General features: G+C 66.9%; 12 protein-coding genes and 2 pseudogenes. 8 read left to right on the top strand and 6 right to left on the bottom strand.

Annotated features, from left to right (window positions below; all coding sequences use genetic code 11):
• Window positions 1-92 precede the first annotated feature (92 nt).
• Window positions 93-2624 carry an ABC transporter permease gene (locus D106_RS0101150; RefSeq protein WP_018877862.1) on the bottom strand — a complete coding sequence of 844 codons (2532 nt, stop codon included), beginning with the start codon at window positions 2622-2624 and terminating at the stop codon, window positions 93-95.
• Window positions 2621-3337 (bottom strand): ABC transporter ATP-binding protein, encoded by a 717-nt coding sequence (locus tag D106_RS0101145; RefSeq protein ID WP_018877863.1) that lies wholly within the window; start codon window positions 3335-3337, stop codon window positions 2621-2623. The genes D106_RS0101150 and D106_RS0101145 overlap by 4 nt, the downstream gene beginning before the upstream one ends.
• Before the next feature lie 451 nt (window positions 3338-3788).
• Between D106_RS0101145 and mgtE (D106_RS0101140) the strand changes: the two genes are divergently transcribed.
• The 8 genes and pseudogenes from mgtE (D106_RS0101140) to D106_RS14160 form a co-directional block, all read left to right on the top strand.
• Window positions 3789-5147, top strand: coding sequence for a magnesium transporter (gene mgtE, locus D106_RS0101140; protein ID WP_018878935.1), 1359 nt, complete (start codon window positions 3789-3791; stop codon window positions 5145-5147).
• 12 nt (window positions 5148-5159) lie between these two features.
• A complete protein-coding gene (mgtE, locus tag D106_RS0101135) occupies window positions 5160-6518 on the top strand; it encodes a magnesium transporter (RefSeq protein ID WP_018876860.1) in 1359 nt (452 codons plus the stop codon).
• 453 nt (window positions 6519-6971) lie between these two features.
• Complete coding sequence (locus D106_RS0101130) at window positions 6972-7220, top strand: type II toxin-antitoxin system Phd/YefM family antitoxin (RefSeq protein ID WP_017926719.1); 249 nt, start codon at window positions 6972-6974, stop codon at window positions 7218-7220.
• The gene (locus tag D106_RS0101125) at window positions 7213-7635 is read left to right on the top strand and encodes a putative toxin-antitoxin system toxin component, PIN family (protein ID WP_018878934.1); all 423 of its coding nucleotides are present in this window, start codon (window positions 7213-7215) and stop codon (window positions 7633-7635) included. The genes D106_RS0101130 and D106_RS0101125 overlap by 8 nt, the downstream gene beginning before the upstream one ends.
• Before the next feature lie 385 nt (window positions 7636-8020).
• A complete protein-coding gene (locus tag D106_RS0101120) occupies window positions 8021-8461 on the top strand; it encodes a pilin (RefSeq protein WP_018878933.1) in 441 nt (146 codons plus the stop codon).
• Between the two features lie 368 nt (window positions 8462-8829).
• A pseudogene (locus D106_RS14490) lies at window positions 8830-9105 on the top strand (BrnT family toxin); the annotation flags it as partial.
• 16 nt (window positions 9106-9121) lie between these two features.
• The gene (locus D106_RS14485; RefSeq protein WP_231372845.1) at window positions 9122-9388 is read left to right on the top strand and encodes a BrnA antitoxin family protein; all 267 of its coding nucleotides are present in this window, start codon (window positions 9122-9124) and stop codon (window positions 9386-9388) included.
• 245 nt (window positions 9389-9633) lie between these two features.
• Window positions 9634-10320: pseudogene (locus tag D106_RS14160) on the top strand (hypothetical protein); the annotation flags it as partial.
• A gap of 189 nt (window positions 10321-10509) precedes the next feature.
• Here the strand turns inward: D106_RS14160 and D106_RS0101110 are convergent.
• From D106_RS0101110 to D106_RS0101095, 4 genes are all read right to left on the bottom strand, one after another.
• Window positions 10510-11676, bottom strand: a complete 1167-nt coding sequence (locus D106_RS0101110; RefSeq protein ID WP_018878931.1) for a nucleotide sugar dehydrogenase — start codon at window positions 11674-11676, stop codon at window positions 10510-10512.
• Window positions 11677-11908: 232 nt separating this feature from the next.
• On the bottom strand, window positions 11909-13810 hold the full coding sequence (locus D106_RS0101105; protein WP_018878930.1) for a nucleoside-diphosphate sugar epimerase/dehydratase: 1902 nt from the start codon (window positions 13808-13810) through the stop codon (window positions 11909-11911).
• A gap of 352 nt (window positions 13811-14162) precedes the next feature.
• A complete protein-coding gene (ligA, locus tag D106_RS0101100; RefSeq protein ID WP_018878929.1) occupies window positions 14163-16247 on the bottom strand; it encodes an NAD-dependent DNA ligase LigA in 2085 nt (694 codons plus the stop codon).
• Window positions 16244-17458: a cell division protein ZipA C-terminal FtsZ-binding domain-containing protein gene (locus D106_RS0101095; protein ID WP_018878928.1), complete on the bottom strand. Its 1215-nt coding sequence runs from the start codon at window positions 17456-17458 to the stop codon at window positions 16244-16246. Before D106_RS0101095 ends, ligA begins: the two co-directional genes overlap by 4 nt.
• Window positions 17459-17559: the final 101 nt, after the last annotated feature.

Here is a 17559-nt window from a genome sequence, read left to right as displayed (position 1 = left end):
AGGCGAAGCCCCTGCCCGCGCTGGACCCTGCCAAACCCCATTCGCGGGCAAGCCCGCTCCCACATGTCCCAACCAACGCCTCATCCAGTCCATCACGGCACCTCTCTAAGGGCCGGCACCAGCCGCATGCGCGCCATCCGCCACGCCGGGATGGCCGAGGCCAGCAATGCCGCTCCGATCCCCAGCAGCACGGTCTCGACCACCTCGTCCCAGGGCAGACGCAGGTCCATCCCCCAGCCGAAGGCCTCGCGGTTGATCACCTCGATCAGCAGCCAGCCCATGCCCAGCCCCAGCGGGATCGCCGCCAGCGCGGCAAACGTGCCGAGTACCCCGCCCTGCAGCACGACAAGACTACGCACGCCCCCGGGCAACAGCCCGAGGCTGCGCAGCGTGGCGAACTCGCGCGCCCGCTCCATCTGCAATGCCATGAGCGCGCCCAGGATCGCGATGAAGGCCACCACCAGCGTGATCACCCGCAGCAAATGGGTAATGGCAAACGTCCGGTCGAAGATCGCCATCGACTCCTGCTCGATATCGCCCGGGCGCGTCACCAGGGCTGGGCGGTCCTGCTCTGCCAGCCAGGCCTCCAGCCGTTCCACGACCGCTTCCACATCCACTCCCGCCGGCAGCCGCAGCCCGAACGACCCCACTCCGTCGGGTGGCATGCCCGCCCGGACAAAGGCCGCCTGGGTCATCAGCACAGTACCGCTCGGATTGCCGTAATCACGGTAGATCCCGAGGACTTCGAAGGGGCGCTGGCCGCCGGGCACCGCCAGCGACAGCCGATCCCCCGGCCGAACGTCGTGGTGCGCCGCAAACGGCTCGGTCACCAGCACCGCATCCTCCGTCGCGAGCCGCTCCCCCAGCGCTTCGCGCGCCACCGTGCTCTCCAAAAGCGGCAGATAATCCAGCCAGTCGGCATGCGGTCGCACCACAAAGAGATCCACCAGGCCGCGCTCGCTGACGACCTCCTGACTGGACCCGGTACTGACCGACACGGCCCCCGAGCGCGCCACCAGGTCGGCCATCCAGTCCTCGGGCAGACGCGCACCACCGCGCGCCGAAGCCGGCGCCGCGGGCACCACGTAAAGATCCGACGTCAGCGCCTGGCCCAGCCACTGCTCCACGCTGCCGCGAAAGCTGCCGACCATCACCGCCACGCCGATCGCTGCCGCCAGCGCCAGGGTCAGCGCCGACGTAGCAGGCGCGCTGCGCGACAGGCTGCGCTCCAGGCTGCGCACCGCAATGCGCGGCAGGGTCACCCCGCGAACCAGCGCCGCCAGCCCGCGCAGCGTCCACACCAGTACCCAGGGCAGCAGCAACACCACTCCGGCAATCAACAGGAACAACGCCACGAAGCCGCCCACCAGCGCTCCCGCGCCAGTGACGATCAACCCCCCCCCCGCGAGCAGCAGCGCGATGGACAGCACAGCCAGCCATGCCGCCCAGCGACGGGCGAGGCCCTCCAGACCCCCGCGCCCCGTGCCGCCCGCACGCGCTGCCTCCCAGGCAGGGGCCAGCGCCGCCAACAGCGAGAGCCCCACTCCCAGCAGGAATACCGCCCCCAGGGCCAACGGGCGTGGCGTCACCCCGGTAACCGCCACCGCGAAGAAGTGATCCGTGACGGTCTGCGCCACCTGCGCGACCAGCACCTGCGCCAGCGCAATGCCCAGTAGCGCGCCCAGCAGCGTCCCGATCACGCCGACCAGCAACGCCTCCAGCAACACCACGCCGAAGATCGCCCGCCGGCCCACACCGACCAGGCGCAGACTCGCGATCACCTCGCGGCGCCGGAGCACGGCAAAGGTCTGCGTGTTGTAGATCAAGAACGCCGCGATCAGCAGTGCCAGCAGGCTCATCGCCGTCAGGTTGGTGCGAAATGCCTGGGCCAGCTCGCGCGCGGCCTGCCCACGGCTCTCTACCGGCACCAGCTCCAGTTCGGCGGGCAGAGCCTCGGCCAGCACATCGACCTCGGCATCCGTCAGCCGCACATCGATCCGGTCCAGACGCCCCAGCCGGTCGAGCAGCCCCTGCGCCGTGGCGATATCCGTCACCCACAGCGAGCCACCACCCTCATCGGTCGCGGCGTCCGCCTGGTCGCGCTCGGCCGCGCGATCAATGACCGTCACCTCGCGCGCACCCCCCGCCGCCTCCAGCGTCACACGCGACTCGTGAGCCCGGCCCGAATCGCGGAACCAGCCCACCGGCGGCAGAATCGTCCCCGGCTCGGTCACCAGCCGCTGCACCGGGGCATCCCCGATGTCGGAAGCCGCGCCGCGAAACGGCCCCTCGGCCAGAGGATCGACACCCAGCACATAGATCGTGCTGCCGTCCGGCAGACGGGCCGGCCCCTCCACGATCGGAGCGGTATCACGCCATCCGGCCACACGAAGCTCGCGGTAGAAGGCCTCGTCGAACCCGCTGGCCGGCCCGAGTACCTGGTGCGTCGCAGCGCCTGCAACCTCGTCCATCGAGCGGTCAAACGCCCGCTGGGCCGACTGGTTCGCCAGGTCCACCGCGAGCACCACGGCCACGCCAATGATCACCCCCACCAGCGTCAGCAACCGCTGTAGCGGCCGCCGGCGCCAGTCGCGCAGCCAGGCTCGCAGGACCAGAAGGCTCATGCGGGAGCGGCTTCCGTGGAACCGGCCGACTGCAGGAGCCCGTCGCGCATGGTCAGGATCCGGTCCAGCCGACCCGCCAGCTCATGACTGTGGGTCACCAGCAGCAACGAACAACCGGTGGCCCGAACCTGCTCCAGCAACAGGGCAAACACCGTCTCGCCAGTGCGCGAGTCGAGGTTGCCGGTGGGCTCGTCCGCCAGGATCAGCGCGGGTTCGTGCACCAGCGCCCGCGCGATCGCGACGCGTTGTTGCTCGCCCCCGGACAGGGTCTCCGGATACCGCCCGCTCTTGTCACCCAGCCCCACCGCCTCCAGCTGCACCGCGGCGCGCTCGCGGCGTTCGCCGGCAGACAAGTCTGTCGCCAGCTCCAGTGGCAGCATCACATTCTCCAGCACGGTCAGCGTCGGAATCAGGTGAAACGACTGGAACACGATCCCCACGCGGCCCCGCCGCAGGCGCGTGCGCGCCGCCTCGTCCAGCCCCGCCAGCGCCTGCCCCGTCAGGTACACCTGGCCGCGCGCCGCCGCCTCCAGCCCGGCCGCGAGATGCAGCAGGGTGGACTTGCCGCTGCCGCTTTCGCCGACGATCGCCACCCGCTCCCCGGCGCGAAGCGCGAAATCCACCCCATGCAGCACCTCCCCCTCGCCGGGGTAGGCAAACGCCACATCGGTCAGCGACAGCACCGCGCCTTCTACCGAGCCTTGTTGCTCCATCGCACACCTTCTCAATCACACGAATCTTCGCCTGCGAGCAGGCTCCTACCCGGCAGGGGAAGCCCCCCGTAGGAGCCTGCTCGCAGGCGAACAATCCTCATTGAACACCCCACACCCTCTGCCCCCCTGCAGACCATGAAGAGTAGATGAATGTTTCAAAACCCCGCACAAGCGGTTGATTGAGGCCCGTCATCCGTTAGAATAAGCAGCATCTCCACACGCGGGAACACGCCTTGAAACGTCGATCACGAAGTCGATCTATCCGCGCCTAGCGGCAAGCGCCCGTTCCCCGACCGGTCGCTTCCGTCAGGCCTCTTTGATCAAAGAGCCGGGAGCGGCCGGGCCCAGCCCGACCCGAACCTGGACCATCCACCGCATCCGTGCGGCGCCTCGCCGGTCTGTGCCCGAGCACAGTCCAGTCCGAGCGCCCCGATGCCGCCGGGAGAAGGGCATGGAGCTTCACCTCGAACAGTCCATCATCGAGCTGAAGGAGTTGTTGCGTCTGGACGACCGCGACGGGCTCCACGAGTTGCTCGACTACATGCGCGTGCAGGATATCGCCCACGCGCTGATGGAGCTGGGCGATGACGACCTCTGCGCCGTGTTCAACCTGCTCCCGCCCGGGCGCAAGGCGGATGTCTTCGCCTACCTCGACACCGCGCACCAGATCCGCCTGCTGGAGGCCTCCCCGCGCGAGGATGCCCGCTTCATCCTCTCCGAGATGGAGGCGGACGACCTCACCGCCCTGCTGCAGACCCTGGACCCGGACACCCTGCGCGGCTACCTGCGCCTGCTGCCGTTCCGCGCCATCCGCCGGGCGCTCAAGCAGCTCAACTACCCGGAAGACTCGGTCGGCCGCGTGATGTCGCCGGACGTGGTCGCGGTGGACCCCGACTGGACCCTCAAGCGCGCCCTGGCGTTCATCCGCCGCAACGCCGACGAGCACTCCAACAACGTGATCTTCGTGGTCGACCAGGACCGCGTCCTCCTGGCCGCCGTGCCCATCCGCCACTTCCTGCGCGCCGGTGCCGACAGCCCGGTGCGCGACCTGCTGGGCGAGGGCGAGCCGATCACCATCGCCGTGTCCGAGGACGCGGTGGAGGCCGCCCGCCGCATCCAGCACTACGACCTGGAGACCCTTCCCGTCGTCGGCGAGACCGGCGAGCTGCTGGGCGTGGTCACGGTGGACGACGTAATGGACCTGATCGAGGCCGAATCCACCGAGGACTTCCACAAGCTGGGCTCGGTGGGCACCCTGCCCCTGTCGCCGCAGGAGGCGAGCCCGTTCCTGCTCTATCGCAAGCGGATCGGCTGGCTGCTGGGCCTGGTGGCCTTCAATACCATCGGCGCCATGATGATCTCCCAGTACGAAGAGATCATCGAAGCGGTGGTGGTACTCGTGTTCTTCCTCCCGCTGCTGATCGCCTCCGGTGGTAACGCAGGCGCGCAAAGCTCCACGCTGATGGTGCGTGCCATGGCCACTGGCGAGGTCACCGCCCGCGACTGGCTCAAGCTGTGGGCCAAGGAGATGGGCGTCTCCGTGACCCTGGGCGTCAGCATGGGCGTGGCGGTCTCGCTGGTCGGCCTGTGGCGCGGCGGTCCGGAGATCGCACTGCTGGTCGCCCTGGCCATGACCGTCATCGTCACCGTGGCCAGCATCCTCGGCATGCTCCTGCCGGTGGTCCTGAACAAGCTCCGCCTCGATCCGGCCACGGCCAGCGTCCCGCTGGTCACCTCGCTCGCCGACATCGGCGGTATCCTGATCTACTTCTCGCTGGCCGTAGCCCTGCTCGGCCTGGCGACTCCGTAAGAGACCTCGCGCATGAGCGCCACCGAACCCGATCTCGAGACCCTGCCGCAGGTGATCGCCGACGCCCTGGACGAACCGGAGGCGGACGTCCTGCAGGCGATCTGCGGCTCCTACGCCGCGCCGGACCTCTCCGACGCGCTTGAGGCCCTGCCGGCCGAGCAGATGGAGACCTTCTTCCAGCGCCTGGACGTCGAGTGCACGGCGGATATCTACGCCCACCTGGAACCGGACCACCAGTCCCGGGTGTTCCAGGCACTGGACGACGAGCACGCCAGCCGCCTGGTCGCCGCGCTGTCCTACGACGACGCGGTCTCCGTCATCGACGGCCTGGAGGACGACCAGGCCGAATCCCTGCTCGAGACCCTCCCGGACGACGACCAGGAGGCCCTGGAGACCCTGCTCGGCTACCCGGAGGAGAGCGCCGGGCGCCTGATGACGCCCGAGTTCGCCACCGTCCAGCCGGACTGGTCCGTGGCCGAGGCCATGGATCACCTGCGGGAACACAGCGATCTGGCCGAGACCGTCAACACCATCTTCGTGATCACACCCAACGGCGAACTGCTCGGTTGGGTGCGCCTGAAGGAACTGCTGCTTTCGCGCCCCTCCACCAGCGTGCGCGAACGCATGCACACGGATGTCGTCAGCATCGCGGCGGAGGAAGACCGCGAAGAGGCCGCCCACCGCATCTCCCACTACGACCTGGACGTGCTCCCGGTCGTGGACGACGACGGACACCTGCTCGGCATCATCACCGTCGACGACGTAATGGACGTGCTGCGCGCGGAGACCACCGAGGACTTCCACCGCATGGCCGCGGTCGGCGACGTCGTGCTCTCTCTGCGCGACGCCAGCATGCAGCTCCTCTACCGCAAGCGCATCGGCTGGCTGGTGATCCTCGTTGCCGTGAACATCCTCTCCGGCATGGCCATCGCCCACTTCGAGGCCGCCATCGAAACCGTCGTCGCGCTGATCTTCTTCCTGCCCATGGTAATCGCCACCGGGGGCAACGCCGGCGCCCAGGCCTCCACGCTCGTGGTGCGCTCACTCGCCACCAACGACATCAAGCTCCAGGACTGGTGGCGCCTGGGCGGCAAGGAAATCCTCGTCTCCTCCGCCCTGGGTGCCACCCTCGCCGGCGCCATCTGGCTCTCCGGCAACTGGCTCGGCAGCCTCGAGGTCGCCAACGCCATCGCGCTGGGCATGTTCCTGGTCGTCCTGTTCGGCTCCATGTTCGGCCTGCTACTCCCCTTCACCCTCACCCGCTTCGGCGTCGACCCGGCCGTCGCCAGCGCCCCGCTGATCACCTCCGTCGTCGACGTCGTCGGCATCACCATCTACTTCGCCACCGCCGTCGCCATCCTCGGCCTCTAGCTCCGCAGCCCCCGTCCTCCCTGTAGGAGCGTGCTCGCACGCGAAGCCCCTGCCAACGCCAGGCCGGCACCGAAACACCACCCTCCCCGCGGGCGCCCCCCTTCTGGCAGCGTCCTTCGTGGGAGCGGGCTTGCCCGCGAAACCCCTGCCAAAAGAAACCCGTCATTGCGAGGAGCAGAGCGACGAAGCAATCGGCCTGAGATCCCGGAGCGCTTCTCGTAGACCCGCGCCCAGTAACCCGAAGAGCCGGGATCTCCACCGATGAGCGAAACCCACCACATCCCGGACGACCACCGAGGACCACCCGGAACAACGACGAAATCGGCAACAGCCCCCTTGGCAAACATCACCGGTCCAATCCACGAGCCGACCGCCTGAACCCGATACGCCGGCGATAGCGCCACCCCTAGCTATTTTGTACAATCTGTACCTAATAGACAGAAGGGAACCGACATGCGTACCGTCAGCGCAAGCGAAGCCAAGCAGGGCCTGGCAGCCGTCATCGAATCCGCGCGCAAGGAGCCCGTCATCATCCAGCGCCAGAAACGCGATGTGGCCGTGGTCCTTTCGCCCGAAGAATACGAGCGCCTGGTCCACCTGAACGTGAATGAGTTCCGCCGGTTCTGCGACCAGATCGGCGGCAAGGCCGAAGCAGCCGGCCTGACCCAGGAAAAGCTCGACCAACTGCTCGCGGATGACTGAGTCCAAGCGGCAGGGCCGATGGGTACTGGACACCAACCTGCTCGTCAGTCGCCTCCTGGTTCCATCCGGCCCCGCGGCCCGGGCCGTTGACCACGCACTCGACCGGGGCATCCTCCTGGTCTCGGAGGCCACCCTCGACGAGCTCGTCCAGGTTCTCTCGCGCCCCAAATTCGATCCCTACATCAGCCAGGCGGAGCGACAGCAGTTCATCCGCCTGCTGGGTGGCATTGCACGGTTCGTTACGATCACCACCCCGATCACGGCCTGTCGTGACCCGAAAGACGACAAGTTCCTCGAAGTCGCCGTCCACGGCGAGGCCCATGCCATCGTTACCGGAGACGGCGACCTGCTCGAGCTCGATCCCTTCCACGGCATCCGCATCCTCCGCCCCGCCGATCTCCTCACCCAGCGCTGAACCGCACCCGCACCAAATCCTCTTGTCGGGCAGAGCGTTGCCCACGCTGTAGGAGCCGCCTTGGCGGCGAAGCCCCCGCCAGCGCGTAATCCACCCCGTCGCACCCCCGGCCCACCGGCCACCGCGCTGCGAAGAGCCGGGGTCGCCTCCAGTGACAAAACCCCCAAAGAAACTGACCACCCGCGTCACTTGGGGTGACCATTTTTGTCACGTGACACATCTGGACCGCCGTATGTCATGACCCAAACCCAAAACCGAATGGCCACACAGCGCCGTTTATCCGGGTTCTGATGTTCCTGGCACACCCATTGCTTCTACTCAGACAGCTGCCCACGGGGTGGCCGGGCCTCCGGCCCAGCTTTCATCACATCAAGGGAGTACGAACATGCAGAAGAAAACCGCCCAGCAGGGCTTTACGCTTATCGAACTGATGATCGTTGTGGCGATCATCGGGATTCTGGCGGCGATTGCGTTGCCTGCTTATCAGGATTACACCGCGCGGGCGCAGGCTTCTGAGGGCTTGAGCGCAACGGCAGGCATCCGCTCTGAAGTCGCTGTTTACGTGTCTGAAGAGGCTGCACTTCCAGACGATGCCGACATCGATAATGCTGCGGCTGCGCTGGCGGGCAACTACTTCGCTGCCGGCGACGTTGATCTCGCCGCTGGCGTCATCTCCGTTGACTTCACCTCTGGTGTCCACAGCGGTGAAACCATGACGCTTACCCCAGACGTGGAAAACAACGCTGCTGGCAACCCGGCTCAAATTTCAGGTTGGACTTGCGCTGGCCTCGAAGACAAGTACTTGCCATCGGCATGCCGTCCGTAACGTGTCGCGGGTGTAGGGTAAGCCCCCCACGTAACAACGGGTAAGGAAGTACCAACGGGTAAGGACGCCCACCTAGTACTGGAGCCCCGGCCATCGTGCCGGGGCTTTTTCGTTAAAGCAATTCTCTAGGACACCCAATTCTCTAGGACACCCACTTTGTCATAAGCCGCATTCGCCGAAGCCGCCTGGCTCAGACTCCGCTGCTACATCCCGCACTCCCTCACCCCCCCCAAATCGACCAGGATTCACCTGGGTCGCCGCCGTGGCGTGTCCAGGACCGACCGCCAGGAGACACGAATTCCGTTCCCTTCCGAGTGGATCCGGCTCTCCCGATTGCGCGCACCGATTCTTGTGCATACAATAAATCAGTGGAGATCGAGTTTGACGCAGACAAGGACGCTGCGAACCTCGCGAAACACAGGGTCTCACTTGGCGATGCCCTGAGCCTCGAATGGGATACGCTCCTGGCCATGGAAGACCGTCGGAGGAGCTACGGCGAGTGCCGAATGCTCGGATATGCATTGATGGGCAACCGCTTGTATTGCGTCGTATTCACCGGTCGATCGTCCGTGCGGAGAATCATCAGCCTGCGCAAAGCCAACAACCGGGAGATTGCGCGTTATGTCGAAATCACTAACGCTACGCAGCGGTCGTCGGGTCATCTTGAACGACTCCGACGAGGAATCGTCCATTCAGGCCGGAATCGATGCCGATTCAGAGACCCGGGAGCCTTCCGAAGACGAGACGAAAGCCCTGCGACGCGTCGGTCGCCCACCTCTGCCTGTGACTAAAGAGCGCATCACGATCCGTCTGTCGCCAGATGTCGTGGAAGCATTCCGCGCCACCGGAAAGGGTTGGCAGACGCGAATGGACTCGGCTTTGAAAGACTGGCTCAAGGACCATAGCCCGACTTCTAATAATCGTTAGTGCTCGGCTCTGCGGCAGGGGCCGGGCCTTCTGGAGCCGGGCCTTCTGGAACGGGCCTTCTGGGACACCCACTTTCCTCGGCCGCCCAACTTCCTCGGCCGGTCCCTGCGAGGGCATACCGGAACCGCAGGCACACCCAGATTGCTTGCCGTGCTCCTGAAAACCTTCAGGACAATGGCTATGCTATCGGCAGGAGCGCAACGGACATGCGTTCAGGCAGGCCTACTCCACGGAAGGAGTCCATCATGACCCAACCCCGCTCGACCCTCGTCTCTCTGGACGATACGCCCTGGTACCACGTGGTCTCGCGCTGCGTGCGGCGCGCCTTTCTGTGCGGCCACGATGCGCACACCGGCCGCTCCTTCGAACACCGGCGAGGCTGGATCGCCGACCGCATCAAGCAACTCGCTTCGGTATTCGCCATCGACATCGCGGCCTACGCGGTGATGAGCAACCACTTTCACATCGTCGTCCGGGTGGACGACACGCGGGCCCAGGGCCTGGGGCGGGACGAAGTCCTGAGTCGATGGACTCAACTCTTTGCCGGACCGACCCTGGTGCAGCGGTATCTGGCGGATGCGGAACGGCTCGGTCAAGCGGAACTCGAGCTCGTGGACGCCTGGGCGGAGACATATCGCTCGCGTCTGGCTGATCTTTCGTGGTTCATGCGCGTACTGAACGAGTCGATCGCACGGCAAGCCAACGCCGAGGACGGGGTGACAGGACGTTTTTCGGAAGACCGCTTCAAGAGCCAAGCCCTGTTCGATCAACAAGCCGTCTTGACCGCCATGACATATGTCGACCTCAAACCGATTCGGTCCGGCATCGCGGAAACGTCCGAGGGTTCCAAGTACACCTCGGACGCGGAAAGGATGGCACTTCTCCGCGAGTCGGTCGTGAACTACACACCGCAGCCCTTGGGGTCACCACGAGCCGGCAGGTGGGATCCCTCCAATGCAGGCCCACGACACCCACCTTGTTCTGCTCCGCAGGCATTTGACCCTGAACTTGCTGCCGCCCGACACCCACGAGCAGAATGGACTGCCGAAACGCCTGTCAATATGTCCGAGATCACTTGACCACCACGAAATCGCTCCGCTATTTCGAAACGCACCTTTCGTTCAATCGCTGTTGAAAAGGTCGCGCGTGTAGATCTTGTCGGTGTGGTCGCGGATGTCATCGGTGATGCGGTTGGCGACGATGACGTCGCTGATGCGTTTGAACTCGTCGAGGTCGCGGATGACGCGGGAGCGGTAGAAGTCGTCGTCCGGGAGTTCCGGCTCGTAGACGACGACCTCGATACCCTTGGCCTTGATGCGCTTCATCACGCCCTGGACGGCCGAGGCACGGAAGTTGTCGGAGCCGCTCTTCATCACCAGACGGTAGACCCCGACCACCCGGGGCTGGCGCTTGATGATCGCATCCGCGATGAAGTCCTTGCGCGTCCGGTTGGCGTCCACAATGGCCTTGATGATGTTGTTGGGCACCTCGTCGTAGTTGGCCAGAAGCTGCTTTGTATCCTTCGGCAGGCAGTAGCCGCCAAACCCGAACGACGGGTTGTTGTAGTGGCTTCCTATGCGCGGGTCCAGACAAACGCCATCGATGATCTGGCGGGTGTCCAGACCGTTGGCCTCGGCGTAGCTATCCAGCTCGTTGAAATACGCGACACGCATGGCCAGATAGGTGTTGGCGAACAGCTTGATCGCCTCGGCCTCGGTGGAGTCGGTGAAGACCATGGGGATAGCGTCGTCGACCGCGCCTTCCGCCAGGAGGTTGGCGAATGCCTGGGCCCGGTCGGACCGCTCGCCGACGATGATGCGGGAAGGGTGCAGGTTGTCGTACAGTGCCCGGCCCTCGCGCAGGAACTCCGGCGAGAACAAAATGTTGTCGTTCTCCATCTGCGCGCGGATCTCGCGCGTGTAGCCCACCGGCACGGTAGACTTGATGACCATCGTGGCGTGCGGGTTGATCGCCAGCACGTCTCGGATGACGGATTCGACGGTGCTGGTATTGAAGTAGTTGGTCTGCGGGTCGTAGTCCGTAGGCGTGGCGATGATGATGAAGTCCGCGCCTGCGTAGGCCTCCTGCTTGTCCAGCGTCGCCTTGAGGTTCAGCGCGCGGTTCTCGAGGAAGTCCTGGATCTCGGCGTCGATGATTGGCGACTGCCGGCGGTTGATCTGTTCGACCTTCTCCGGCACCACGTCCAGCGCGACCACCTCGTGGTGCTGCGCGAGCAGGACGGCGTTGGAAAGTCCGACGTACCCGGTTCCGGCGACTGCGATTTTCATCCCTTGCTTCCTTTCTGTCTTGATCTGTGTGTCCGCGTTTGCGGTCGCCCCGAACCCGTAGGAGCCGCCTTGGCGGCGAAGCCCCTGCCAGGTTCCGGGTTTGGCAGGGGCTTCGCCTGCGAGCGGGCTCCTACGGGGGGCTGGCCCACCGACCGCGATTATTCAGAGACCGAGGATACTGGGGCGCCATGAACAATGATGCGATCGGAGGCACGAAAGGCTAACGCTGCCCTTACCCCGCGAACCGTTCTTGCGGCGGGTGGTCGGCTGGGGCGTATTCGTGCACCACTGCGCGGATCGTGTGGCAGGCGCGCTCGGTATCCATCTCGCGGTCGGCCTGGTCCAGCTGGCTCAGGGCCGCCTGCAGATCCTGTGGCGCGACGCAGTCCTCGCGTGCGCGCATGATCCGGGCATGCGCGGTGGGCTCGACGTTGTCGCCAATCAGCAGTTCCTCGTAGAGCTTCTCGCCCGGGCGCAGGCCGGTGAAGACGACCTCGACCCCGTCCTCGAGCATGCCGTCTTCCTTCACCTGGCGCCCGTGCAGGCGGATCATGCGCCGCGCGAGGTCGATGATCCTGATCGGCTCGCCCATATCCAGCACGTAGACCTCGCCACCTTCCGCCATGGCACCGGCCTGGATGACCAGCTCGGCCGCCTCGGGGATCGACATGAAATAGCGCGTGATCTCCGGGTGGGTCACCGTGACCGGCCCGCCATCGCGGATCTGCTGGTGGAACAACGGCACCACGGAACCGGACGATCCCAGCACATTGCCAAAGCGCACCATGCTGAAGATCGTACCGCGCCGCTCGCGGGCGCGATCCTGCAGGACCATCTCGGCCAGGCGCTTGGTGGCCCCCATCACGTTGGTGGGACGCACGGCCTTGTCGGTGGAGATCAGGATGAAGCGTTCCACACCCGCGTTCAGCGCGGCTTCCGCCAGAACGGCGGTGCCAAAGACGTTGTTGCGCACGCCCTCGATCAGGTTGGACTCGACGATCGGCACGTGCTTGTAGGCCGCCGCGTGATAGAGCGTCTGCACGCCGTGTTCTTCCAGCACCGCGGCCACGCGCCGCGCATTGGCCACGGAGCCCAGGACGGCGTGGATCGCCGGGTACTGTTCCAGCTGTGCCGCAACCTCCTGCATCTCGCGCTCGATGCTGTAGAGCGCGAACTCGTTGCGCTCGAACAGGATCAGCGCGGCCGGCTCCAGGCGGATAATGCGCCGGCAAAGCTCCGACCCGATGGAGCCGCCCGCCCCCGTCACCATCACCACCCGGCCGCGCACGCTGCGAGTGAGCAGCTCCGGATCCGGCGGAACCGGATCGCGGCCCAGCAGATCGGCGATGTCGACGTCCTCCAGCTGCTCGAGGCTCGCGTGTCCGGAGACCACCGCCTCCATCGACGGCACGGTCTGCACGTACACCGGCAGCGGTTCCAGCTGCTCGAGGATGCGGCGGCGCTCATGGCGCGTGGCAGACGGGATGGCCAGCAGCACGCGTCCGACCCGAAAGCGATCGATCAGGCGCGCGAGCTGGGCCGGCTTATGAACCGGAATCCCGTCGATCGAGCTGCCCTGCAGGCTGCGGTCCTCGTCCACGAACGCGACCACACGGAAGCGCCCCCCGGCCTTGAGCCCGGACAGCAACTGCACACCGGCCTCGCCGGCCCCGAACACGATCACCGGCTCGGCACCCGCGGCCGCCTCGATGATGGAGCGATACCAGGTGCGCACCAGGAACCGGCTGCCACCGACGTATAGGAAGGCCACGATCGCGAAGTTGATCGGGACCGAACGCGGAAAGCTGTCTACGCGACCGATTGCCACTGCAGCCCAGAGCACGAGCGCGAGCACGGCTACGCCGGATCCTACCGCCCAGATCGTCCGCGATCCCATGAATCGGATAACAGCCCGGTAAAGACCCAATCGTGCGAATACCGGGATGCCCACCAGCACCACCAGCGGGAACAGCCACCAGGTCTCCAGCATGATCGGCGGGAACGGCTCCGCCAGGCGGATGGCGAAGCCGGACCACAGCGCCAGCGGCAGCATCACGACATCCGCCAGCACCATCAGCCAGCGCTTCCGCGAGCGCGGCAGATTGAGCAGCCTTTCCAGGCTCCGGCTCAGCATGAGCTGCAACACCCTTTACGCATTGGCCGCCCGAGTTCGATGTCCACCAAAACCACCCGGATACAGTACATCAAGCGCACAACCCGAGGGCCACCGCGATCCGTCACGGCCCGCGAAGCATAAGCAACCCCTGATAAAAATACACCCCGACTGCGTGATACACACTGTGGGAGCCTGCTCGCAGGCGAAGCCCCCGCCCACGCTGGAACTTACCTCCGGGCAAAAGCTTCGCCGCCAAGGCGGCTCCTACAGAAGCTGCCCAAGCGCGCGATAACCCTCGCTGGCAGGGGCTTCGCGGGCAAGCCCGCTCCCACAAAACCGCGCGTCAAACCCAACCCCACACGAGATCTCATCAAGCGAGGAGCTGGGCGAGGTCGTCGGGGCCGAGGATGGGGATGTCGAGGGATTCGGCCTTGGTGACCTTGGAGCCGGGGTCGGCGCCGGCGATGACGGCGGTGGTCTTTTTGGAGACGGAGCCGGTGACCTTGGCGCCGCGGGCCTCGAGGGCGGCCTTGGCTTCGTCGCGGGTCATGGTGTCGAAGCTGCCGGTGAGGACGTAGGTGTTGCCGGCCAGCGGGGCCGCGTCGCCCGACTCTGCCGCTTGTGGCCGGGGCGGATCGGGCCAGTGGACGCCGGCGTCGCGCAGGGCCTGGATCACGTCGCGGTTGTGCGGCTCGGCGAAGAAGTTGGCGATGTGCTCGGCGACGATGGGGCCGACGTCCGGGACCTCCTGCAGGGCCTCGGCATCGGCCTGCTTGAGGGCGTCGAGATTGCCGTAGTACGTGGCCAGGTTGCGGGCGGTGACCTCGCCCACCTCGCGGATGCCGAGGGCGAAGATGAAGCGCGCAAGCGTCGTCTCGCGCGCCTGTTCCAGGGCGTTGACGAGGTTGGCCGCGAGCTTGGGCCCTACCCGCTCCAGCGCCTCCAAGCGCTCGGCATCCAGCGCGAACAGATCCGCCGGGCTTTGCACGATGCCGCCGTCGGCAAGTTGCTCGATGATCTTTTCGCCGAAGCCTTCGATGTCCATCGCGCGGCGCGAGACGAAGTGCTTCAGCGCCTCGCGCCGCTGTGCGGGGCAGACCAGCCCGCCGGTGCAGCGGGCCACGGCCTCGCCCTCCGGGCGTTCGATGTGCGAGTCGCACTCCGGGCAGGTTGCCGGCATCTCGATCGCGCGTGTGTCCGCCGGCCGTTCGCCGCCGGCGCGGCCGACCACCTCGGGGATCACGTCGCCGGCGCGGCGCACGATCACGCGGTCGCCGATACGCACATCCTTGCGCGCGATCTCGTCCATGTTGTGCAGGGTGGCGTTACTGACCATCACGCCGCCCACCAGCACCGGCTCCAGGCGCGCCACCGGCGTCAGCGCGCCGGTGCGACCCACGCGGAACTCGACATTGCGCAGCGTGGTGGTGCGTTCCTCCGCCGGGAACTTGTGGGCGATGGCCCAGCGCGGCGCGCGCGAGACGAAGCCCAGCGCCTGCTGGTCGGCCAGGGCATCCACCTTGTACACGATGCCGTCAATCTCGTAGTCCAGCCCCGCGCGCCGGGCGGCGAGCCGTTCGTAGTAGTCGAGACAGGCCTCCACACCCTCCAGCACCTCCCGCTCCGGGCAGGCCGGGAAGCCGAGCTCCCGCAGCCAGTCCAGCGTGCCGGACTGGGTGTCCGGCAGGGTCCCGCCCTCGACGAATCCCACGGAGTAGGCGAAAAAGCTGAGCGGCCGGCGCGCGGTCACCTGCGGGTCCAGCTGGCGCAGGCTGCCGGCGGCGGCGTTACGCGGGTTCATGAATCCGCGCTGGCCGTCGGCCTCCAGGCCGGCGTTCAGGCGTTCGAAGTCGGCGCGGCGCATGAACACCTCGCCGCGCACCTCCAGCACCTGCGGGGCGTCGTCGGTGAAGCGGTCGCCCAGGTGCAGCGGGATCGGACGAACGGTGCGCACGTTGGCGGTCACGTCCTCGCCGGTCTCGCCGTCTCCGCGGGTGGCGGCCTGGACCAGACGCCCATTCTCGTAGATCAGGCTGATGGCGAGCCCGTCCAGTTTGGGCTCGGCCATATAGGTGACGGCGGCCTCAAGGCGTGCCGGGTCGCCGGTCTGCTTTGCCAGGCGTTCGCGCACGCGGCGGTCGAAGTCGCGGATCTCTTCCGCCTCGAAGCCATTGGCCAGCGACAGCATCGGCAGACGGTGCCGCACCGTGGCGAAGCCCTCGGCCGGCGCGGCCCCGACGCGCTGGGTAGGCGAGTCGGGGGTCACGAGCTCGGGGTGCTCCGCCTCGAGCTGCTCGAGTTCGCGCATCAGCGTGTCGAACTCGGCGTCCGAGACTTCGGGATCGTCGAGTACGTAGTAGCGGTAGTTGTGGTGCTCGATCTGCCGGCGCAGCGCGTCCACGCGCGCCGCGGCAGCCGCCGAATTCTGCCCGGCCGGCGTACCCGACGGGCTCATCGCGTGCTGCGCCGGCGCAGCACGTCCGGGCGATGGCGGCGCAACCAGTCGTTCAGGTCCTCGCGCATGTAGGCCAGGGTCTGGTTGGTCGCGGTGGACTGCTGCGCGTCCAGGATGCTGCCGCCCAGGTCGCGCGCCAGCACGTGGGCATGCTCCAGCAGCGCCTCGAAGGCCCGCTGCGGCTCGGCACTGCGATGCACCTGGGTGAACAGCGTGACGCCGGGTGTCATCATGTCCGCCAGGTCCTCCTCGCGCAGGGTGCCCGGCGGCACCATATTGGCGGCGGAGAACAGCGGCACACGGTTGTCCGTCTCCGGTTCCTGGAAGTGGTAGATGTCCATCTCGCCGGGGGTCATGCCGGCGCGCTGCATGGCCGCGCCCAGGGCCACGCCGGTGAACGGCTTGTTGCGCGGGGCCACCACGTGCAGCAGCAGGATCTTCTCGTCGGTCGCGCGGCGCTCGGCCTTCGGATTGCGCCCGACCACGCGCGGCTCGGAGACATACTCGCCCAGGGTCTCCATATCCGGTGCCGGCTTCTCGATCAGGTCCGGGTCCACCTCGTGGTCCGGGTGCAGGTGCTCGCCCAGGGTGTCGTCGGCGCGTGCGGGCTTGAGCCGTTCCGGCCGCACACGCTCCATGCCGGCGCGCAGGCGGGCGCCCATGCCGCCGAGCGCCGCCCGCACACGCTCCACCGGCGCGCTCGCGCGGCCCTTGCGCCGGGTGTGCAACGGGCGGTCCTCCGGCGACGGCTCGAAGGCACCGTGCGGCGGGGGCGGCGTGGGCTCCTCGTCGCTGTCCAGCACGCCGTAGATATCCTGGGCGCGGTCGCCCCGGCGTCCGTAATCGGGCTCCAGGTCGGGTTCGTCGTCGCTGGCGGTCACGCCCAGGTGGGGCTCGTGGCGATCCTCGCGGGACGCGCCGGGGATGCGCGGTTCCTCGAATGCGGGCTCGCGCGCCCCGCCGGTGCGAACGCTGCCGGTATCCAACGGATCCCCCCAGCCCGCCTCCGGCTCGGAAACGCCGCCGGGCTCAGCCGGCTCGAACCAGCGCTTCTGCCCCGGCTGCTCACTGGCGCGGATATGCACGGCCTCGTCGCCCCAGTCTGCGGCATCGTCCTCCTCGTCGCGCGCTGCCGCGCGCGTGCGCAGGCGATGGCCAAGCCAGATCCCCGCGATCAGGACAATCCCCAGTATGACCAGACTGATGCGCATCCAATCCACGCAGTACCTCGTTGTGTTGCTGTTTTGTGCCGTGGGCTACCGGGGCCCAAAGCCCGCTAGAACACGCTGCGAAGCCCCCGGAGATTGCTTCG

It is taken from the genome of Thioalkalivibrio sp. ALE9 (genome assembly GCF_000377445.1).
Classification (GTDB): Bacteria; Pseudomonadota; Gammaproteobacteria; order Ectothiorhodospirales; family Ectothiorhodospiraceae; genus Thioalkalivibrio.
The sequence above is the reverse complement of the archived record's forward strand: the minus strand, read 5'-3'. Positions and strand labels throughout refer to the sequence as shown.